Below are 18,834 nucleotides of genomic sequence, written 5' to 3'. Positions count from 1 at the left end.
TTCCCACAGGCAACGGCCTGCGCACTCGCTCCCCCCGAAACGGCACGTACCGCTTCACACCACTTCGCAGTCGCTCATAGCAGAGCTGTGACTGAACCGGGCTGTGATCCCACCAGCCCCACCCGTAAGCTGCTGGCGCAAGAGCGGAAGATCACACCATCCGCGTTACGGGAGCCACGGGGGTTGGCCCTGCGGCGAGTTGCATTGGAGAGAGCCTCATGGCCAAGGACCTTGATGTCACATATCAGGACATGCGTGACGCGGCCAAGCACGTGGTCAAGGAGAAGGACAAGCTCAACGAGAAGCTCGACGGGCTGAAGAAGTACATCAAGAACCTCGTCGAGACGGGCTTCGTCACCAAGAGCGCCTCGAAGGCGTTCGACGAGAACTTCGACGAGTTCGTCGAGGGTGCGAAGAAGACCATCGACGGCCTCGACGGCATGGGCGACTACCTGACCAACGCCGCGGACAAGTACGAGCAGATCGACGACGAGCTGGGCAGGGCTGCGCGCAAGTAGCCTGGTCGGCTCGACTGGTCTGGGGCGGCGGGACGCATCCGCCGCCCCTGCCTCGGTTCACGGCCCTCGGAGACGCCGAAGGCCCGTGAGCGGGAGTGCGGTAACGACGAGCGACGGAAAACTACGGCGCACGGAGGGGATGCCTCGTGGGGGAGTACTCGAGGATCGACGACCTGAACGTCATCCGCGAGATGGGTCTCGGGCTCGGCAAGATCAAGGAAGCGTTCGACGGTCTCGGGAAACTCAAGGGACAGTACGAAGACGACTTCGGTGAACACGACCTCGCCTGGCAGTTCGGAGACTTCGTAGAGAACTGGGACAGCCACCGCGAGGAACTCGGCGACGAGATCAAGCGCCTCGGCGACATCGCGAAGGCCGCCGCGAAGGCATACGAGAAGATCGACAGCGAGCTGGCCAAGGCCCTCCGCGATTCCGACAAGAAGAAGTCCTGATGGCCGGCGCGCGCCCCAAGGACTGGCAGCCGTTGGCCTATCAGGACCCGGCCCCCGGTGATCCGGATCGACTGGAACAACTGGGCCGCAAGCTCCGCAAGACGGCAGACGAGCTCGAACGGCAGGTCCGTCACCTCAAGGCGGCGTCCGAGGTGAAATCCTGGGACAGCGACGCCGGTAACGAGTTCCGGGAGAAGGCCAAGAAGTGCCGCGGCCGTCTGGAAGCCGCGCACAAGCGCTACAAGACGGTGGCCGACGCGGTCGGCGACCGGATCGTGGACCACGGATCCGACTACGAGTCGAACGCCTCGGCCCAGCCCGGCAGTTACGCCACGGAACTACACCGCGCCCAACGCATCGCGGAGATCGCCCGACAGGAGGCGCAGGAGGCGGAGGCCGAAAAGAGCGCCGCCAAGAAGAGCCTTGATGGCCTGTCCGGAGAATCCGGAAAGGATGACGGCGCCAAGGGTGATGACAAGGGGCGCAAGAAGAAGCTGGAGGGCCGGGCGGAGGCCGCCGGGAAGTCCCTGGAAGCGGCCAGGGACAAGCTCCAGAAGGCGCAGAGCATCCGCGACGATGCGGCGCGCAAGGCGCGTGAAGCCATCGACGACGTCATCTCTGACGATGCGCTCAAGGATGGTTTCTGGGACGATTTCGCCGATGTCGTGGACACCGTGGCGAAGTGGACGGAGGACATCTCCAAGTGGGCCGGCATCGCCGCTCTGGCGGTCGGCTGGATCCCCATCATCGGTCAGGGCTTGGCGGGGTTCCTGGGGGCCCTATCCATGTTGGCCACGCTGGTCAACATCGCCTGTACGGCGATCCAGGTCGGAATGGGCGACGAGTCGTGGACAGCGCTCGCCACGGCGGCGGTGGGACTGCTGATGATGGGCGCGGGCAAGGCGATGTCCAAGGTCAGCGGACGGTATGCCAAGGGCCTTGTGGACCGCATGCAGCAGGCCAAGGCCGGTAAGTTGACCGGGCGGCAGCTCAAGCGCAACCGTCAAAAGTTCAACCGTGATGCGGGCGTCATCAAGGGGCTCGAAAAGGGCGACATCTCGAAGTCGATCCGGGAGCCAGTCACGGAACTTTTCAAGGGGCCCACTTGGAAGGATGCCTTCAAGGGCGGCTACCGTGAGATGGGTCGGACACTGAAGGAGGTCGGGAACGGAAGTGCCTTGAAGGGGATCGGCAAATCGTTCACCTTGGCAGATTCGTCGGCGGCATCATCTCTCAGTGAAGCCAAGCTCTTGAGCAAGGGGCTGGGGGACGCAGGGTTCGATGTCAACAAGATGTCGCGCAGGGCGACGCAGCTGAGTGTGGCCGGCAGTGGAGTCACCGCCGGCGGCCTATTCATCGACGAGGTGTCGTGATGAAACAAGAGCAACAGAATCCGGACGGAATTCCGCCCGGCCCTGAGGACGATTTCATCGTCGAATTCGACTTCGACGGCGGATGGCTCGGTCTCACGCTCCTCGAGGGCACCCGGGCGGAAGCCCGCCGACTGGCCGCGGGCCTGGTGGAGCAGTTCGACCCGCTGCACCTGGCGGTCAGCAAGGCATCGCTTCAGCAAGAACTGGAGGAGCATGCCCTGTCGGTCCACGAGTCAGGCCCGCTCCTGACCGCAGTCGCCTATACGGACAGTGGTGTGTTCCTGGCGGACATGTCGGTCCTCGCCTACGGAGAGGACGGGGTCACACGGCCGTCGCCGGAGGAGTACGGAGACATGCTGCTGAAGTGGTCCTATGCCGAAGTGAAGGGTGACGCCGACATCACCGAAGTCGCGTTGCCGATCGGCCCGGCTGTCCGGGTACAGGCGGTGCTGGTCGAGAAGCGGCGCTTCGGCTGGGGCAAGAAGCTCAGCGAGTGTCTCCGGTACTGGGTCTGGCCGACCGGGCACGAGGAGATCCTGCTGGTCGAGGCGAGGTGGCACAACTTCGAACGCACGGATGAGCTGACGGACCTCGTGGACCGCGTCGTGCCCACCTTGCGTCTCGTGCCCACCCTCCTGGAGCCCGGCACGGACAACGCCCCCGAACCCCCCAGCGAGCTCTGACATGTCTCTCCGCACCGAATGGGACACCCCGCCCAGCGACTACACGATCTTCGTGCCCGCCGGCTGGTTCCAGCTGCACCTCGACCCCGACGAGCGCGACCGCGGCATCGCCGCACTGGCCGACCGGCAGTTCGAGGGCATCGACAACGCGCCCGTGCTCAAGGAACGCCTGATGCGGGACCTGCAGAAGCAGGCGAAGGCGGCCCACCGCGAGGGCGGTGTCGAGCTGTACATCTCACTGCTGACCGTCGAGGGTCTGCCACTGGCGTCGTCGCTGCTCGTGAGCCTCCTCCCCGACGGCTGGCCCGGCTGCAGCACGGCGCACGATCTCGCCCGCAGACTCGCGGACACGGGGCGCCCCGCCGAGGTGCGGACACTGGACGCCGCGGGCGACGCGGTACGAACCGAGAAGACCGAAGCCGCTGATCCCGGGCGCCAGATGGGCAACACGCTCGCGACGACCACCGTGACGTATCACGTCCCCGTCCCCGCGAGCACGCAGTGGCTGAACCTCACCTTCTCCACTCCCATGGAGGGCCTGGCGCAACAGATGGTGGAGCTCTTCGACACCGTGGCCGGAACGCTCCACTGGGAGTAGCCGCTCAACGGGGCGCGGATCAGCGGTTGACGGACTGAACTTCCTTGACCGCCACGTCCTGTTCGAAAGTGGACAAGCCCGCGGGCAAGTCCGGCTGTTGGGGGGCGCCGTCGGGGTTGGCGGAGTCCGTCCAGGTCACCTTCCAGGTGACCTGTGCCTTCAGGGGATAGGAACCGTCGCCCGAGGATTTCCTGAAGGCGATGTTGCAGTCCGCCTTCGAAGTGTCCACCTGGAAACCGGATTTGCCGGACTTTTCGGACTTGCCCTTGGTGAGGTCGTACTCGCAGGTCTTGGGATCCGCGAATTCCGTGCCCGCATCTACGCGAAGGGCGACAGGGGTCGCGACCGTCGTGGCGGCCAGATCCACGCCGAGATGGTTGAAGCGGGCCGTCACCCAGACCCGGTCGAGAGGCGCGTCGAATCTGACGTGTGTGGGCAGGTTGACGATCTGGTTGTCGGCGCCCGGGCGCAGCGTGACCGGCGGGGCGGGGAGTTTCGTCTCGGCGTAGGCGAGCCCGGCCAGCGCGAGGGGGGAAATGGCGTCCGGGGGAGGGTCTCCCGCCTTGACCCACTGCACGCCCTTGATCGTGGTGCACTTTTCCATGTCCGCGAACTCGACGTTCCCCGACTTGAGCTGGTCCACGGCGTAGGTCCGGTACCACCAGGCGCCCTTGTCGCCCTCGTGGAAGTCCTTCCCCTTGTTCCACCCGGGAAGTGTCTTTCCGGTAGTGGGGTCGATGGGAGCGGTCTTCTTCTCCTCTTCCTTGTACTGCTTGGGCGTGAATTTCGGCTGGGTCCAGCACAGAGGTGGCTTCCACGGACCGTTGCTAGCGGCTATATGGCTGGACCCCTTCGTCCCCTTGAAATTGGTCTTGTACTGGACCTGGGCGCCGATGGAGCCGCTGCCGGACGAGCCCTCACCGCCGCCCTCCCCGGCCGGCGGTTTACCCGAGGTACCGGAACCGTCGCCGGCGTCAGCCGCCCCCGCGTACCCAAGGGTCAGCAGGGCCGCTACGCCCAGCACGAACACACTGCGAACCAAGCGAGTCATCGGCAAGCACCCGTCCCGGCCTCACCGCGGAACGACTGTACGAGCCAGGTGTTGTGCTCGGTCTTCCCGAGGGTCGCGGTATTGAAGATGAAGTCCTCCGGACTCGACTTCGTCTTACGCGGCTTTCCCGACTTGATGTCCTTGGCGTACGCCTTGGAGCGGTCTTCGCAGTAAGTGACGATGGCGAGGTCGTCCGTGTTCTTCGTGACCTTGCGGTCGTAGTACCGATAGGTCCCGGTGATGGTGCGGCCCTCAGACTTCGCCTTCTTGATTTCCGCGCTGTAGAAGGCCCGGGCCTCACCGGCGTAGTACCGCGTCAGGTAACGGGAGTTGGGATCCAGGTCGACGTAGAGCCGCTGACGGGCCATGAAGCCCTCGGCCTGCTCCTTGAGGATCTGGTCCTTCGCCTTGTCACCCGTCTCGTTGGACTCGATCTCGACCTTGATGTCCTTGGGGAGGCCGAAGTCGGCGACCTTGGCCGGCGCGGTGGGGGTGGCCTTCGGGTTCGGCGCGTCTGCGCTCTCCCCCTGTTCGGCCCCCTTGATCTTGTCGTCCGGATCGGAGTCGCTGCCGCAGCCCGTCAGGAGCAAGGCGGCGGTTGCGGCCAGCGCGGTGGCGACGGGCAGGGTGCGGCGGTTCACGGTCGGCTCCCGGTAGGACAGAAAAAGGTGTCTCCAACGGGGCGACGTTACCCAGGGGGCTGATGGCTCTCCACGGGAGGTACCGGATAAAACCGTCATGGCTCGGCGGAATGTCACCGTGTTGTGACGCAAAGAGAGAGCGGAGACCGGCGGCCTTCTGGGGCGAAAGCTCGCCGGTTCTCGCAGTGCACCGGGGTTCGCGGTCGCGATCGGAGCGGTAGAGGTGGGGTGCTCAGCGGTTGCCCTGTGGCTGCTCAGCGGTCGCTCCGTGGCTGCTCAGCGGTTGATCGACTGCACTTCCTCGACCGCGATGTTCTGCGTGGTGCCGAAGGTCCCCTCGGGCAGGGTGCCGCCCGGGACGCCCGTGCCCTTCCAGGTGACCTTCCACGTGATCGTGGCCTTGAGTTCGTACGTGCCGTCGCCGGATGAGCGCAGGTACGTCACGCCGCACGGCGGGACCTTCTTCGCGTTGCCCCGCGCATACGGAGAGCCGATGCTGCCGTCCTCGTTGATCGTGCAGTCGCCCGAGGCGGGGTGGATCTCCGCGGCGTTCGTACCCGGCTCGATCCTGAGGGACTGAGGCTCGGCTGTCGTCGTGGCCTCGATGTGCCGGCCGCCGGCATCGAGCGAGGCGGTGACCGAGACGGGCTTGAACTTCGCTTTGTCGAGCCAGGCCCAGGTGTGGAGGTTCACCTTCGTCACGTTCTCGGGAGCGAGCGTGACCTTGGTCCCGGGGATCCTGATTTTCGCGTAGGCGAGTTCGGCGAGAACCTCGGGCGTGACCGCCTTCTCGACGTTCGGGGGCTCGCCGTTGTCGACCCAGAAGGGTGGCTTCTTGCAGGCGAAGATGTCACCGCCCTCTTCGTAGGAGAGCGCGGCGCGGTCCCAGAACATGCCCTTGCCCTTTTTGGCCATGTTGTAGTTCTTGTAGGGGTGGCCGTCGACGTAGTGCTTCTCGAAGGCTTGCACCGCCTCACCGAGCCCGCTGGCATGTGGAAGGTTCTTCGTCTTCATGTGGTCGGCCTTGAGCTGCTCCGGCGTGTACTTGGGCTCGTACCAGCACGGAGGTGGCGTCCAGTCGGACGACCGCACCGTCATGGGGCCGCTGGAGGGGCCGGTTCCGTTGCGGGACGTATCGAAGCGGATTACGGAGGCCAGCTCGTCGTTGTGCTTCTGGCCGGACTGTTCGACCTTGCCTTCGTCCTTGTCTCCCGGGCGAGTGGCGAAGGCGTCCGCCGGTGCAAGCGCCAGGCAGGTGACAGCGGCGACGATCCATAACCGCTGCTGTGCCGTGATCCCCGCGACCTTTACGGCTGGCATTGCGTAGCCCCCCTATCGGACGTGACTCCTGATGTCTGCCACACGCCCTTCGAGTTCCGGTCGAGGCGCGTGTCGTAGAAGACGTACGAGTCCTTGTCGACCTTGGTCTTGAGCGTCTTGTCGGTCTTGCGGTTCTTGCCAAAGCCCTTTGTCTCGTCGCTGCAGTACGTGAGACGGGCGGAACCGTCCTCACGGAAGCTGACGGACCGGTCGAAGTAACGGACCGTGCCGGTCACCGAGAGATCGTCATCGACGTAACTCTGGATCGACTGGGCCGCGGACTTGGCGGCGTCTCCGGTGGAGTAGAAGTACACCGGCTTGTACTCCGCGTCGCCCTTGATGATGGCGGCGTCGACGGCGCGCAACCGCTCCGCGTTGTCCCCCAGAACCGCGTCCTTCTTCGCGTCACCCGTCTTGCCGCCCTCGAAGACGAGAACGTCGTCCTCGGGCAGAGTGATCTTCGGCCGGCCGGCCTTGTCGGCGGGCTGCTCGCTCGGTGGCCCGGACTTCTTCGTGTCCCCCTGGTCGGCTCCGGCGATCTTGTCCTTGTCCTTGGAGTCACCGTCGTCTCCGCTGCCGCAGGCCGTCAGGAGGAGGGCGGCGGTCGCGGCGAGCGCGGCGGTGACGGGCATGGTGCGGCGGTTCACGGTCGGCTCCCGGTGAGGCGAAGGGGCGGGGCAGAGGGTGCTGGGGTATCTCCAACGGGCCGACGCTATCCAGGGGGCTGTTGGTTCTCCAGGGGGGCAACCCAGGCGAGTCGTTGCATTTAGGTGGAACTTCGACCATCAGAACTCGCTGATGTCCGCCGGGACCAACTCGTCGGCATCGGCATGGAGTAGAGATTCTGATTCCGGGTGGATCACTGCTCAAGGTTGATGAACAGACTCCGAGCGAACGCGTCGAACTCCTCGATGTTCGACGTGATCCACCCGATGTCCTCGCCGAGCGTGCGCACGATGACGTCGATGCCCAGGGACTCGAGGCGCCACGCGTAATTCACCGAGCAGCACATCGCTTCTGCTTTGGCCGCGACGAAGTAGCGGATCGAACGCTTGCCGCGTCCCAGCCGTTCGGTGTCGAAGTCGATGACCTCGGGGTCCTGGGCGGCGCCCGGCTCGTTCTTCTGGACGAGCTCGTCCAGGGTCGTGTCGACGTCGCCCTCACTCGGTCCCGCATGCACGAGGAAGGTCAGGAACTCGCGGCGAGGATCGGGAACGTAGAGGAAGATCTGGTGCACCGGCACGGTCTTGGGGATCAGCTCGGCCGCCGAGTCGAGCTCGAAGGCCAGCATCTTGACCTGCTTCTTGTCGACCGGTTCGTCGTCGACGAGCCCCCAGAGAAGTTCCGAGATGCGCCGCGCCCACTTCTTGCGCTCGCGCGCGGCCCGCCGTCCTTCGCCGAGGATCGGCATGGCGAGCCAGATGGTGGCGTCGCTGTCCGTGTCGAGGGAGAAGGCGACGGTCACTCGGTCCTCCAGCGGAACGTGGTCATGACGGTGTCGAAGGTACCGGCACGACGTGGTCGACCTGCTTTGGCGCCGTACGAGATGCGTACGGGGGCGTATGGGGCGTGGCAAGACATATGGGCCGCGGCGGGCGTGATGATAGCTTCGATCTACAACGGTGTCGTAGTTGAGTGCGGTGTGCGCCATGCGCGGCGTGCGGTCGCGCGCAGGTGTGGGCGCATGGAGCAGGTCACCGGCGGCGCCATGGGCGTGCCCGAACTCGCCCGGCGCATGGACGACTTCGGCGACGAGTGGTCGTACGGGATCAAGCAGCTGACGAAGTTCTCCGGGAAGGCGTCCGCGTTTCTGCTCGGGGCCCGGGAGTCCGGCGCGGGCGCGGCGCTGTTCGTCGTCATCGCCTCTCTGTTCGCCGCATACGGAGTGGGCCTCGTCCGCGACGACCTGGCCCTCCGGGCGCGGGGCGAGAAGATCACGGCCGCGGTGGCGAAGGAGCGCCTTGACCCCGGCCAGGGCAAGGGCCGTCGTTCCCATTACGTCCTGGAACAGCGGGACGGTACCCGGGTTCCGGGGCCCGAGATGGGGACGGGCTTCAAGGAGTACGAGGTCGGCGACGTTCTCACGGTCCTCGCCGACCCGGAAGGCGAACTGGAGCCCCGCACACCGGCGGAGGCGGACGCCACTGCGGAACTGGTCAGCGCCGGGGCGGCCGCCCTCGCCGCCGTCGGAGCCGTCGCCTGGATGGCCTGGCGCGGCTCGGACACCGGGGCCCGGAGGGCGTACAAGACGGTCGCCCGCGACCACAGCTCGCAGGACGGCCAGGAGGAACGGTTGCGGGCGGCTCTGCGTACGTTCCCCGCCGACCGGCGTGGCTACATCAAGGTGCGGCCCGAGGAGTATCCGGAGGTGTCCCGGCAGCGGGCCGCGCGGATCGCCTGGGAGATGGGACTGCGCGCGGAGGCGGCGGGCAACCGCGGGTCGTGGCGTTTCCGCGAGACGGTAGTCGAGGAAGTCCCGCTTGACTGAGCCCGACTGAGCCCGACTGAGCCCGACTGAGCACTGAGCACTGAGCAGGGAAGGGCGGGTGCGGCACCCGCAGCGCCGCTGCCCCCCCCAGTCAGACCCTGGCTCATCAGAACCTGTTCCTGCCCGGCAGTTCCAGCTCGTCGGCATCGGCATGGAAGGTGGCGGCGAAGGGGTACGGCCCGTAGTGGGGGTAGAAGGCCGGGATGTCACCGCCGTTCTCGGCGGCGATGTGGGCGACCTTTCGATAGGCCGCCGCCCTGGCGCGGACCTTCTGCCGGGGGCGGTTTCCCCACTGCCGTATCAGCGTTCCGATGAAGAGCACCACGAGGGCGGCGACGATGACACCGGCCGCCGCGTAGTAGAGATTCTGGTTCCGGGTGGATTCCCAGTACTGGACGTAGGCCCCCAGTAGGCGAAGAGACCGAAGAGAATGATGGCCGTGGGGTAGGCCAACCGCTTGCCCGCGTAGTGCAGTTGCATCTCGTCGATGTGGCGGAGACGCAGCATTTTCAGGACCGCTTCGTCGTCGAAGAAGTCGCACCGCAGCCTGCGGCCCTCGGCCTCGGCGGCTTCCCGGGCGGCAGGCACCGCGGCGAGCACATCGCCGGGGACCATCTTCCTGATGATTCCTTCTCGCGCCCTGTACTCCCACGGCCCGGGATCGCGATTGCTCTCGTCCTCGTCCGGTATGTGAGTCGGCCTCACGGTGTCCAGACTCCCACCGTCCGGGCCAGCGCCTCCAGGTCCTGTGCCGCTCGCATGACGTGCGCGATGTCCTCCGATGCCGTCCAGATGACCACGTCGGCCCCGTGCTCCTCGACCCGCCACGCGTAGCGGACGCAGGCCAGGAGGTGGGGGGAGTCTTCCTGCGGGACGTAGCGGAAGGTGGTCATGCCCTTGCCGAGTTTCTCGGACTTGACCGTCTTCACCACTGGTGGCTCGACCGCGGTGCTGTCGTCCGCCTCGGTGAGGGCGCGCAGGGTCTCCTCCCGCGGCCCCGACGCGGGGCCGATCGCCGCGCAGACGGGGAGCGGCAGCTCCGCCGGGTGGTCGAGGTGGAGGAAGACCCAGTGGTCCGAGCCGGGCGGGGCGAGGGCCTCGGCGGTGCGCTCCAGGGTGCCGGCCACGAAGCCGACGCCATCCTGGCCGGGGTCGAGGTCGCTGTCCGCCCACAGGTCCGCGGCGACCTCAGCGGACCAGGCCCGTATGTCGTCCCATTCGGGGAACGGCGCCGCGCGCCCGGTGCGGGGCGGGACCATCACCCAGGCGTCGTCGTCGACGTCCTCGATGTCGATGATCGGCCAGAACAACTCGCCCATGCCGCCGCCCGGCTCGTTCATGCCCGGCTCATTCATGCCCGTCTCGTCCATGCCCGTCTCGTTCATGCCCGGCTCCAGCGGAAGTTGGCCATCACCGCGTCGAACCACTCGACGAGCGCCTCGGCGAGCTCGTCCCGCGGATCGCCGCCCCCGACCGTGGAGAACGCCGCCACGAACCAGCGCTCCGGATCGTCCGGCACGGACAGGACGTACTCGACGCGCCGCGAGGCGACTTCGGCCCCCTTGGCCGGGGCGGCGGCGGCCACGTGCTCGCGCCGTACGGCCAGCGCGCCGTCGATGTCACCCGAGCTGAGATCGGCATCCTCGACACCGTCCCGGGCGAGCAACTGCACGGCCACCTCGGTCGGTTCGGCCGCGGGGTGCCGCTCCCCGGCGCGCCGGGGCACGACCGACTCGGAGACCAGGATCGAAGCCCCGACCGTGAAGTCGCCCATGGGCTTCACCGGCAGGTAGAGGTCCAGGGCCTTGCTCCGCTGGGCGTCGGCGACGGATGCGCGGAAGCGGCGTTCCAGCTCGCGCTTGTACGGGCCGATCTTGTCCTGCGGGCCGTCGGCGGGGATACGGGCGAACGCCTCGTCGAGGACGCGGCGGACGGCGTCCTCCGTACCGTGGCGCAGTGGGATCTGGGCCCATTCGGAGGGCAGGAGGACGCGGTAGCCGGTGACCGGCGCCTGCGGGGCGTCGTTGTCGCCGCCACCGCGCTCCGTGGTCGTTTCGGTCTGGTCAGGCTGCACTTGCTCGTTCCTTGAGGTTGAGATGCCGGATCCCCGCGAAACCGGCGAGGGACGCGGCGACAGCGATCCAGAGCACCCAGGCGTCCTGGGCGATGGCGAAGGCCAGGGCGTAGAGGAGGTAGAAGGTGAGCGCGATCCGGAGGAGGGAGCGCTCGCCCGCTAGTGCCTTCCAGTCCTCGGGGCTGCGCGCCAGCCAGATGAGCAGGCCCGGCGTGAGCGCGCACAGCGACCACTCCCACGTCGGCGACGGCAGCAGTTCCTCGTCGAAGAAGTCCTTGCTCGCGGGGGTGGCGAACATGCGGAGCAGGGCCAGCACGAAGATCCACTTGAAGACGGCGACACCGGCCGTCAGGCGCCGAGTCTGCCGGTCTTCGGCCTGCGTCGGCTGCGTGGGTGGCTGCGTGGGATGCGGGTGCTTCGGCATCAGCGTTCTTCTCCAGCCCTCAACGCTCTTCTCCAGCCCTCAACGCTCTTCTCCAGCCCTCAACGTTCTTCTCTTGCCATCAACGTTCTTCTCTCACCATCGCGACGTGCCCGGCGCCGGCGTCGTCATACGGTCCTTCATCCTGCTGTACTCGCCGCCCGAGACCGCGTCGCCGCTCTTGTCGGCGGCGTCGAGGCCGGTGCCGACCGCCCAGGACCCCTGGAGCAGGTCCTTCTGGCGCGAGGCCTCGGCGGCGTTGTCCGCCAGCTTCGTATTGCCGGGGTAGGCGTCACGCCACTTGTTGATGTCCTTCATCTGCTTGCCGAGCTGCGCGTCGCCGATCACGCCGGCCTTCTCCTGCGCGGTGATCTGCGGCATCTCGGCGTCGCGCACCTCGTTGCCCGCCTTCTTGCCCGCCGTGCGGTTCTTCTGTTCCATCTTGAGTCGGCGTGCCCTGTTCTTCGCGCGGTCGCCGCCCGAGCGGCCGGCGGCCTTCTTCTCGCCCTTGGCCGCGTTCTTGATCGCGTTCTTGCGGGTCGCGGCCGCTGCGGACTCGGCACCTTCCTTGGCCACCCCGGTCGCGGCCTTGCGGGAGCTCTGCTGCAGCAGCTTGATGGCCTTGGCGGCCTTGACGCCATTGCGGGCCATTTTGAGCGCGCCGATGTCCATCACGACGTCGAACCACGATCCGTTGCCTGTCGCCGCCATCACCAGGTGGGCGGCGGCCACGATGCCCGTCAGGATGAGCGCGACGATGCCGAGCGCCGGGAAGAACATCGCGGCCACGCCGACGACCGTGGCGAGCCAGCTGAGTTTGTCCGCCCAGTCACCGATCCAGTCGGCGTCGGCGACCGCGGCTTTGAAGTCGTTCCACCAGCTGTCCTTCATGTCGTCGTCGATGGACTTGCGGATCTGGCCCGCGTAGTGGCCCGCGCGCTCGTCGTAGTCCCCGGACGCGGTGTTGAGGCGCGTACGGGCGTCCGACAGATCTTCCTTGGCCTTCTTCAGGGCGGGGTCCTCGGTGTCGGAACCCTTGTCGTCCTTCTTGTCCTTCTCGTCGCCGTCCTTGGCCTTCTTGTCGGAGTCCGGCTTCTTGTCGTGGGCGTCGATGATGCCCTGGGCTTCCTTGGCGTCACTGAGCGCCTTGTCGGCCCGCTTCTGAAAGCCTTCGAGGTCCTCGGCCCAGTTGGACAGGTGGCCCTTGACCTCGCGGTAACGGTCCTCGGCCTCGTCGAGCTTGCGGCCCAGAGCACGGGAGTCCTCGCCGAGCTTCTCCGCGTACTGACCCTTGAGGTTGTCCGCGTCGGCCATGGCGTTGAGCGCCTCGGCCTGCGTGCGCAGATACTCGGCGATCGTCTTCATGTGCTTGACCTGGCTGCGGACCGCTACGGGGTCACCCGGTACGGGGTCGCTCTCGCGCAGCGGGTGCCAGTCCTTGGGCCGTGCCATTTCCTTCTCCCCCGAATGTTCCTGGACGATTCCGAGTGGTGCCGAACCTCGGCGAGGCGAATCGGGCTGACTGCTGGATGCCGAATGCTGAATCCGTGCAGCCCGGGCGCTATTTATCCTTTTTCTTGCCGGACTTCGACAACTGGTCCTCCAGCTTCTGGAACGCGTCCCGCGTGTTCTCGACCATCTTCCCGACTTCGCCGAGCGATTCGAGAAGTCGTTTGCGGTTCTTGTCCCAGTTGTCTACGAAGTCGCCCATCGCGTCCTTGATGTCGGACGCGCCGACGGCGGTCTTGATGTCGTCCTTCCATTCACCGAGATTCTTGAACTCCTTCTCGATGGCGTTCAGCTGGCTTGCTGACTTGTTGAGCAGCTGGAAGTCGACGACCAGGTCCGATCCGGACATGTCTCCCCGTTCTCGCCACGTTCTCGCCGTGCTTGCCGTTCTTGCCGTTCTTGTGCCGTTTTCCGGGCCCGTTGGCGCATTCCATACGGTACTTACACGGTGCGCCGACGTGCGCGGGACACTACTTTGCCATGATCACGCCTAGCCTGGCGGCTTCGGTTCCGTGGACATCCTGGGGAAGTACGGCGGGATGACGTGGAACCGCACGGCTTCGGGCGTCGGGCGTCGGATGCGGGCCTCGGCCAGTGTCGGGATCCGCCCCCACCGACGGCTGTCCGGAACCAGGCGGCTGTCTTGAGCCGTGCCGCATGAGAATCAGCCGCGCCGTTCCCGCGAGAAGTCCCCCCGCGCCACCCGCCGCGCGAGCCCGTCCTCTGTACCGGTGGCGGTGCTGGTGCCGGTGCCGGTACCGATGAGTGAGCCGTAGCCGGTGGCCGCCCAGATGCTGACGGTCGCGTCGACCTCGAAGTAGGGGAGTGGTGAACCGCCCGGTTCGGTCGCGTCGGTGAGGACCTCGGGTGCGCGGCGTTCGCGTACGGCGCGGGCGCAGGCGGCGCAGGCGCAGATCCGCAGTTGGTCGCGGCGGCCCAGGGGGCGCCAGGTGATGGCGCGGGCCGCGCGGCCGTGCAGGGGGTTGAAGAAGCAGAGCGGCAGCGGGTCCTGCGTGCCGTCCAGGGCGTCGCGGCCCTCCGTGACCAGGGCCAGGACCCCCGCCAGATCGGGCAGCCCGCGCGCGGAGTCGAGGACGGTGCCCGCGGCGGCGTACGCGTCGAGGGCCCGTTGGAGAGGTTGGAGACCGGGCGCCGCCTCGGTGTCGGCCGCCCGCAAGGCCTCACCGAGGGCGAGTACCTCCGCCTCCGCGCGGCGGCGTAGCTCGTCCTCGTCGGCCTCGCGTGCGGCGGCGAAGACGGCATGGGGGAAGGCGAAGAGAGCAGCGGGGTGCCCCGGAGGGCGGTGGCGGTGCCGTGCGGAACGTACGAGAAGGGCCGTACCCGACAGCAGGGCGGCCGCAGCGACGGCGAGGCCCGCGATCCCCCACCACGAGGGGGCGCCTGCCTCGTCGCTCGCCTCGATGCCCGATCCGGCTGCGCCTCCGGCGGGCTTCGTGGCGTCGTTGGTGTCGTTGGTGTCGTCGGTGTTGTCGGTGTCGTTGGCGTGGTCACTCAGGTCCTTGTCCAGCTCCTTCGACGCCTTCTCGTACGCCTTCGTGCCGTCGCCCCGCTCGATCAGGTCGATCGCCCCGGAGGTCAGCTCGGCGAGGCCCGCGTCGTCGAACGCGTCCATGAGGCCGACCGCGCCCACCGCGTCCTCGGCCTGGTGCTCGTCGCCGGGCCACTCGAAGCCGCGGATGTCGTCGTTCCGGTCCTCGGTGGTGATGAGGATGAGGTCGCGGTCGTCACCGCGGTTCTCCGTGCGCTGCTCGGTCAGGCGGTCGCGTACGACGGCCGCGAGGGTGTCGGGCTCGCCGCCGAAGGAGTCGCCCTTGTCCAGCGGGACCAGGACGACCTTGATGGGGAGGCCCGTCTTCCGGATCTGGGCGATGAGCTCCTTCTGCCGTGCGGGCGGTACGGCGGAGGCCGCGTACGACGGGTCGACGTACACCGGAGAGGTGTGGAGGGACGCGGCGATCCTCTCGCCGGGGGTGGGGGAGGGGGCGGCCGACGCCGACGTGGTGGTGACGGTCAGCAGGCCGAGGCTGAGACCGAGGCTGAGGCCGAGGAGGTGGCCGAATCCGAGGAGCAGGGCGGCGAGGCGCTTCAGGTCACTGGACACCGGCGTACTCCCGTACCTTGCGGATGAGTTGCGGCACGCCCGTGCGGGCGGCGGGCAGCGGGCCCGGCGCGTCCTCGTACAGGACGCGGGCGGCGCCCCGGCCAACCGCCGGAGCAGGCAGCGTCAGCCGGAGGGTGTGGGCGCGCCCGGGATTTTCCGTGACGAAGAGGCGGCAGGAGGCGCAGACGGGGAGGGTGCGGCGTCTGCTGTCCTCGGGCGCGTACTGAGCATCGCGCCAGCCGGTGGCCGGGCCGTGCAGGGGGTTCAGCGCGCAGCAGGGCTTGGTGATGTCGCCGCTGGCGAGGGCGGCGCGGCCGATGCGGGCGAGGGTGATGGCGGCGGCGAGATCGGCGGCGAGGTCGACGGCGAGGTCGGCGGGCGGTGCTTCGTCGTCCAGGCGGCCGTCGGGCCCGCGGCCGTTGCGCCCGCTCCCGTTGTGCCCGCTCCCGTCGTTCCCGCTCCCTCCCCGGTCGGCGAGGAGCGTGGCGGTGTCGAGGCAGTCCCATACGCGGTTGCGCAAGGGGGAGGGAAGTGCGGCATCCGGGTCGAACTCTGCTGCCAGGGCGTGGAGTTCGGCGCGTGCTGTGTCGCGCAGATAGGCGGTGGAGGGGGCGGGTGGCGCCGTGAACGCCGAGCCCGCCGCAGCGGGACCGGACGCGCCGGACGCGCCGGACGTGCCGGACGCGCCGGACGCTCCGGACCCGGCGGATCCGCCGAAGCGCAGGAAGCGTGCGGCGCGGCGCAGCGTGCCCGGGGTACCGAGTGCCCCGGCCACGATCCCGAAGACCAGCACTGCCCCGATCGCCCCGACCAGCAGGCCGGGCCAGAAGTCCCCGCTGAACAGACGTGGCAGCGTGCTCTCCTCGACGGGGTCGGGGGCCGGCTCACCGTAGGAGGACGTTTCGGGCACGTCCGAACGGGGCGTCTTTTCCAGGAACGTCATCAGCTTGTCGAGACGCTCGCCGAGCCGGTGATCGTCGGAGCGGTCGTCGGCGGCGGCGTGGTGGATGGCGTCGGGTACGTCGAAGGCGACCAGGTTCGCGTCGATGCGTACGTCGTACGTGACGGCGTCGATGTCGCCCGACAGCGGGTCGGCGACGACGTAGACGCCGGGTTGGCCGAGCTCGGCGTGGAGCGCGTCGGCGAAGGCCTCGGGAACACCGGCGGACTCGTCCTCGGAGAGCTGCGGCACGAGGGCGAAGTGCACGGGTCCGGGGCCGAACTCAGCGGCTCGTGAGCGGAGTTCGGCGATATGCCGGGCGGCGAGGGGGCGCGGGCTCTCCGGGTCGCTGTACACGGGGTCGCGCCGCAGCCCGTCGGCGACGCGTTCGACGCGGGCCGTCATGTCGGCGGAGGTGGGCGGGGGAGCTGCGCTCGACGTGGACTGGTCGAAGAGGGCGGTGGCGGTGACGGCGATGACGGCGGCGACGCCCGCAGCGAGAGGGACCACGAGCCAGGGGGCGCGGGGGCGGCGGGGACGGGGGCGGGGCCTACGGGGTACGAACCACCCTGCGCCGGATGTACTGCCCGTGCCGGACCCACCCGTTCCGGGCCGCCGACGCCCCCACCACCGTCGCACGTACGGAACGAGCAGCAGGACGAGCAACGGCAGGGCCGCGAGGGCGATGCCGGTCATGAAGGACTGGTTCCGGCGGTCGGCGGGGCCGATGTGCAGCGGCTCGGGGTCTTTGTAGCCCTCACCGTAGGGCCCGTGCCCGCCGTACTCCTCACGGGCGGATTCCGCGCGCTCCGCCGCCTTCGCCCTGCCCAGGGAGACGACCTCGACGAACCGCTCGAAGCTGAGCAACGCCCCGGCATCGTACGGAAGTTCGTACACCTGCACCGTCCGCGCGTCCTCGGCGGGCACCCGCACCCCGTACGCACCGGCCGCCACGACGGAACTGTCGTCCACGAGCACGAAGAGCCCGTCCCGCCCGAGCCGGTCGTGCACGGCCCCGAGCAGCGCCTCGCCCGCGCCGTCCCCCGCTCCACCGCCTCCGCTGCCTCCGCTGCCACCTTCCGGCAGCACGAGGACGTAGGTCGGCACACCGGTGCGCTCGGCGAGCCGCGCGAAGTCGGGGGCGGTGGAGCGGGGGACGGCGCGGGGGAGTTGGTCGGTGACGTAGACCGGGTCGGCCCGGAGGTGGGCGGCGAGGGTGGCGGCCTGGGTGGCGCCGGGGGAGGGCGGTCTGGGGGCGGCGACGGCGGCGGGGGCGATGGCCAGGAGGGGGAGGAGGGCGCAGGCGGCGACGAGGACGGCAAGGAGGGAGGCCCCTCGACCTCCCCGCACGTTTCCGCACCGACGCCGCAGCATCCCGTTGCCCTGGCGAACCCCACCCCCACGGCCCCACGTCGTGCCCTGCACTGCCTCGGTCACACCGGCCCCCTCGTTCATCCGGCGCACTTTACTGTCGCGACGGGGTGGAGAGTACGGGGTGGGGAGTACGGGGCGGGGCCCAGGTGGTGCTGCCCGAGTTCGCGCTCGGCACCATCGCCGCGAGGGGTTGGTCAGGTGCCGAGTGCAGGGTGCCGGGTGCCGGGTGCCTCCGACTGGTTACGCGACGCCCGGGTCGCCCGGCTGGGGGCCGGTTCGCTCGCCGGTCGCCGTCATCAAGTTGAGCGAGACGTCGAAACACCCCGCAGCGTGCTTGGCCGGCGACCGCACCTCCATCAGCACGGTGCCGCTCGGCAGCAAGGCGTACGTAGGTGGGTACGGCCTGTTCGGCGACGAACCGGCACAGAATCGCGCCGCCTCCGCCCGCTGCCCGGGGTTGAGTGCGCTCTCCGGCACCATGCGCACCGTCCCGTCGAACATCTGGCCGAGACGCTCCGCGTTGTTCCCGGCACCGGTGAAGAGCCGCACCCAGGACCCGTCGGTGAAGGTGAGCCGGACATCCGCTCCGAGCGGGCTGAACTTCATCTGCCGGGCGGTGGCGAGGGCGTTGGCGGGGAACTCGGCGAGTACGTCGGCATGTTCGAGCGAGCCGAGGTCAGTGCCGAGGAAGAGCAGGCGTTGGCTGGTGATGACGAGGTCCGTGGTGTAGCCGTCGGGCCTGCGGGCCGGGTCCAGTTGCCAGGGCAAGGTGCGGGCGAGGGCGCCGGGTGCACCCCACATGACGGCGAAGTCGTCGACCTCGTTCTCCGGATCTTCGGGCTCGGCGTCCGCTGTGCCCACGTTGTTCTCGTTGAGCAGCAGGTTCGTGACCAGGGCGAACGCGGAGGAGAACACGCCACCGGCGCGCCGGGCAGCCTTGTCGCCGGAGGAGCGGAGCGCGTAGGTGGGCCCGGGGGGCCAGCCCTGTCCTTCCAACTCGGCTTGGATGTCGTTGCGCCCCGGGTCACGGAACCACCGGCGTCCGGATACGGCGGGGGCTGTGCCGGTGGCGAAGGTGGCCGCGGAATGAGTGAGGATCTGCTCGTCGGTGCCGGTGAGCCAGTCCATCAGTACGTGGTCCTCCTCCATGAGGTCGGGTCGGCGAGTCGGCCCGGAGACATCCCACGGTGCTAAGCCGTCAAGCGGCTTCCGGGAGGATCTCCGTTGGCGAGTGGCGGGGGAAGGCCTTCGCTTCGTCGTAGGCCTCTCC

General features: G+C 68.3%; 21 protein-coding genes. 6 read left to right on the top strand and 15 right to left on the bottom strand.

Going from position 1 to position 18,834, the window contains the following annotated elements:
* The first annotated feature begins 218 nt into the window (after positions 1-218).
* The 5 genes from ABZ953_RS33765 to ABZ953_RS33745 all read left to right on the top strand — a co-directional run bounded on the left by ABZ953_RS33765 (position 219) and on the right by ABZ953_RS33745 (position 3,624).
* The gene (locus tag ABZ953_RS33765) at positions 219-518 is read left to right on the top strand and encodes a WXG100 family type VII secretion target (RefSeq protein ID WP_150170864.1); all 300 of its coding nucleotides are present in this window, start codon (positions 219-221) and stop codon (positions 516-518) included.
* 146 nt (positions 519-664) lie between these two features.
* Positions 665-970 carry a hypothetical protein gene (locus ABZ953_RS33760; RefSeq protein ID WP_361732254.1) on the top strand — a complete coding sequence of 102 codons (306 nt, stop codon included), beginning with the start codon at positions 665-667 and terminating at the stop codon, positions 968-970.
* The gene (locus ABZ953_RS33755) at positions 970-2,343 is read left to right on the top strand and encodes a hypothetical protein (protein ID WP_361732252.1); all 1,374 of its coding nucleotides are present in this window, start codon (positions 970-972) and stop codon (positions 2,341-2,343) included. The genes ABZ953_RS33760 and ABZ953_RS33755 overlap by 1 nt, the downstream gene beginning before the upstream one ends.
* Positions 2,343-3,026: a hypothetical protein gene (locus ABZ953_RS33750; protein ID WP_361732249.1), complete on the top strand. Its 684-nt coding sequence runs from the start codon at positions 2,343-2,345 to the stop codon at positions 3,024-3,026. Before ABZ953_RS33755 ends, ABZ953_RS33750 begins: the two co-directional genes overlap by 1 nt.
* A gap of 1 nt (position 3,027) precedes the next feature.
* Positions 3,028-3,624, top strand: coding sequence for a hypothetical protein (locus ABZ953_RS33745; RefSeq protein WP_361732246.1), 597 nt, complete (start codon positions 3,028-3,030; stop codon positions 3,622-3,624).
* 19 nt (positions 3,625-3,643) lie between these two features.
* Here the strand turns inward: ABZ953_RS33745 and ABZ953_RS33740 are convergent, their stop codons facing one another.
* The 5 genes from ABZ953_RS33740 to ABZ953_RS33720 all read right to left on the bottom strand — a co-directional run bounded on the left by ABZ953_RS33740 (position 3,644) and on the right by ABZ953_RS33720 (position 8,101).
* The gene (locus ABZ953_RS33740; RefSeq protein WP_361732243.1) at positions 3,644-4,675 is read right to left on the bottom strand and encodes a hypothetical protein; all 1,032 of its coding nucleotides are present in this window, start codon (positions 4,673-4,675) and stop codon (positions 3,644-3,646) included.
* A complete protein-coding gene (locus tag ABZ953_RS33735) occupies positions 4,672-5,316 on the bottom strand; it encodes a hypothetical protein (RefSeq protein WP_361732240.1) in 645 nt (214 codons plus the stop codon). Before ABZ953_RS33735 ends, ABZ953_RS33740 begins: the two co-directional genes overlap by 4 nt.
* Before the next feature lie 276 nt (positions 5,317-5,592).
* Positions 5,593-6,636, bottom strand: coding sequence for a hypothetical protein (locus ABZ953_RS33730; RefSeq protein ID WP_361732237.1), 1,044 nt, complete (start codon positions 6,634-6,636; stop codon positions 5,593-5,595).
* A complete protein-coding gene (locus ABZ953_RS33725) occupies positions 6,624-7,283 on the bottom strand; it encodes a hypothetical protein (protein WP_361732235.1) in 660 nt (219 codons plus the stop codon). The genes ABZ953_RS33730 and ABZ953_RS33725 overlap by 13 nt, the downstream gene beginning before the upstream one ends.
* 212 nt (positions 7,284-7,495) lie before the next feature.
* Entirely contained in the window at positions 7,496-8,101 is a 606-nt protein-coding gene (locus ABZ953_RS33720; RefSeq protein WP_361732232.1) for a hypothetical protein, read from the bottom strand.
* A gap of 219 nt (positions 8,102-8,320) precedes the next feature.
* Here ABZ953_RS33720 and ABZ953_RS33715 point away from each other — a divergent pair, with 219 nt between their 5' ends.
* Positions 8,321-9,124, top strand: coding sequence for a hypothetical protein (locus ABZ953_RS33715; protein ID WP_361732479.1), 804 nt, complete (start codon positions 8,321-8,323; stop codon positions 9,122-9,124).
* A gap of 106 nt (positions 9,125-9,230) precedes the next feature.
* Here the strand turns inward: ABZ953_RS33715 and ABZ953_RS33710 are convergent, their stop codons facing one another.
* The 10 genes from ABZ953_RS33710 to ABZ953_RS33665 form a co-directional block, all read right to left on the bottom strand.
* Positions 9,231-9,449: a hypothetical protein gene (locus tag ABZ953_RS33710; protein ID WP_361732229.1), complete on the bottom strand. Its 219-nt coding sequence runs from the start codon at positions 9,447-9,449 to the stop codon at positions 9,231-9,233.
* Positions 9,425-9,739, bottom strand: coding sequence for a hypothetical protein (locus ABZ953_RS33705; RefSeq protein ID WP_361732226.1), 315 nt, complete (start codon positions 9,737-9,739; stop codon positions 9,425-9,427). Before ABZ953_RS33705 ends, ABZ953_RS33710 begins: the two co-directional genes overlap by 25 nt.
* Positions 9,740-9,825: 86 nt before the next feature.
* Positions 9,826-10,509: a hypothetical protein gene (locus ABZ953_RS33700; protein ID WP_361732224.1), complete on the bottom strand. Its 684-nt coding sequence runs from the start codon at positions 10,507-10,509 to the stop codon at positions 9,826-9,828.
* Complete coding sequence (locus tag ABZ953_RS33695; protein ID WP_361732221.1) at positions 10,506-11,198, bottom strand: hypothetical protein; 693 nt, start codon at positions 11,196-11,198, stop codon at positions 10,506-10,508. Before ABZ953_RS33695 ends, ABZ953_RS33700 begins: the two co-directional genes overlap by 4 nt.
* Positions 11,188-11,622 carry a hypothetical protein gene (locus ABZ953_RS33690; RefSeq protein WP_361732218.1) on the bottom strand — a complete coding sequence of 145 codons (435 nt, stop codon included), beginning with the start codon at positions 11,620-11,622 and terminating at the stop codon, positions 11,188-11,190. The genes ABZ953_RS33695 and ABZ953_RS33690 overlap by 11 nt, the downstream gene beginning before the upstream one ends.
* Before the next feature lie 93 nt (positions 11,623-11,715).
* The gene (locus ABZ953_RS33685) at positions 11,716-13,071 is read right to left on the bottom strand and encodes a putative T7SS-secreted protein (RefSeq protein WP_361732215.1); all 1,356 of its coding nucleotides are present in this window, start codon (positions 13,069-13,071) and stop codon (positions 11,716-11,718) included.
* A 109-nt stretch (positions 13,072-13,180) separates the two neighbouring features.
* Entirely contained in the window at positions 13,181-13,477 is a 297-nt protein-coding gene (locus ABZ953_RS33680; protein WP_361732212.1) for a hypothetical protein, read from the bottom strand.
* A 315-nt stretch (positions 13,478-13,792) separates the two neighbouring features.
* Positions 13,793-15,250, bottom strand: coding sequence for a hypothetical protein (locus ABZ953_RS33675; protein ID WP_361732209.1), 1,458 nt, complete (start codon positions 15,248-15,250; stop codon positions 13,793-13,795).
* Positions 15,240-17,540 (bottom strand): hypothetical protein, encoded by a 2,301-nt coding sequence (locus tag ABZ953_RS33670; RefSeq protein ID WP_361732207.1) that lies wholly within the window; start codon positions 17,538-17,540, stop codon positions 15,240-15,242. Before ABZ953_RS33670 ends, ABZ953_RS33675 begins: the two co-directional genes overlap by 11 nt.
* 264 nt (positions 17,541-17,804) lie before the next feature.
* Positions 17,805-18,692, bottom strand: a complete 888-nt coding sequence (locus ABZ953_RS33665) for a hypothetical protein (RefSeq protein ID WP_361732204.1) — start codon at positions 18,690-18,692, stop codon at positions 17,805-17,807.
* Between the last annotated feature and the right edge of the window lie 142 nt (positions 18,693-18,834).

Source organism: Streptomyces sp. NPDC046465 (assembly GCF_040646035.1).
Lineage (GTDB): Bacteria > Actinomycetota > Actinomycetes > Streptomycetales > Streptomycetaceae > Streptomyces.
Note: the sequence above shows the minus strand (reverse complement) of the source record. Positions and strands in the feature narration are given on the sequence as shown.

What these genes read in the sequence shown, in the direction of transcription:
- ABZ953_RS33765 (WP_150170864.1), top strand. Translation starts at nt 219, where the DNA reads ATGGCCAAGGACCTTGATGTCACATATCAGGACATGCGTGACGCGGCC.
- ABZ953_RS33755 (WP_361732252.1), top strand. Translation starts at nt 970, where the DNA reads ATGGCCGGCGCGCGCCCCAAGGACTGGCAGCCGTTGGCCTATCAGGAC.
- ABZ953_RS33750 (WP_361732249.1), top strand. Translation starts at nt 2,343, where the DNA reads ATGAAACAAGAGCAACAGAATCCGGACGGAATTCCGCCCGGCCCTGAG.
- ABZ953_RS33745 (WP_361732246.1), top strand. Translation starts at nt 3,028, where the DNA reads ATGTCTCTCCGCACCGAATGGGACACCCCGCCCAGCGACTACACGATC.
- ABZ953_RS33740 (WP_361732243.1), bottom strand. Translation starts at nt 4,675, where the DNA reads ATGACTCGCTTGGTTCGCAGTGTGTTCGTGCTGGGCGTAGCGGCCCTG.
- ABZ953_RS33730 (WP_361732237.1), bottom strand. Translation starts at nt 6,636, where the DNA reads ATGCCAGCCGTAAAGGTCGCGGGGATCACGGCACAGCAGCGGTTATGG.
- ABZ953_RS33715 (WP_361732479.1), top strand. Translation starts at nt 8,321, where the DNA reads ATGGAGCAGGTCACCGGCGGCGCCATGGGCGTGCCCGAACTCGCCCGG.
- ABZ953_RS33705 (WP_361732226.1), bottom strand. Translation starts at nt 9,739, where the DNA reads ATGGTCCCCGGCGATGTGCTCGCCGCGGTGCCTGCCGCCCGGGAAGCC.
- ABZ953_RS33700 (WP_361732224.1), bottom strand. Translation starts at nt 10,509, where the DNA reads ATGAACGAGACGGGCATGGACGAGACGGGCATGAATGAGCCGGGCATG.
- ABZ953_RS33690 (WP_361732218.1), bottom strand. Translation starts at nt 11,622, where the DNA reads ATGCCGAAGCACCCGCATCCCACGCAGCCACCCACGCAGCCGACGCAG.
- ABZ953_RS33685 (WP_361732215.1), bottom strand. Translation starts at nt 13,071, where the DNA reads ATGGCACGGCCCAAGGACTGGCACCCGCTGCGCGAGAGCGACCCCGTA.
- ABZ953_RS33680 (WP_361732212.1), bottom strand. Translation starts at nt 13,477, where the DNA reads ATGTCCGGATCGGACCTGGTCGTCGACTTCCAGCTGCTCAACAAGTCA.
- ABZ953_RS33665 (WP_361732204.1), bottom strand. Translation starts at nt 18,692, where the DNA reads ATGGACTGGCTCACCGGCACCGACGAGCAGATCCTCACTCATTCCGCG.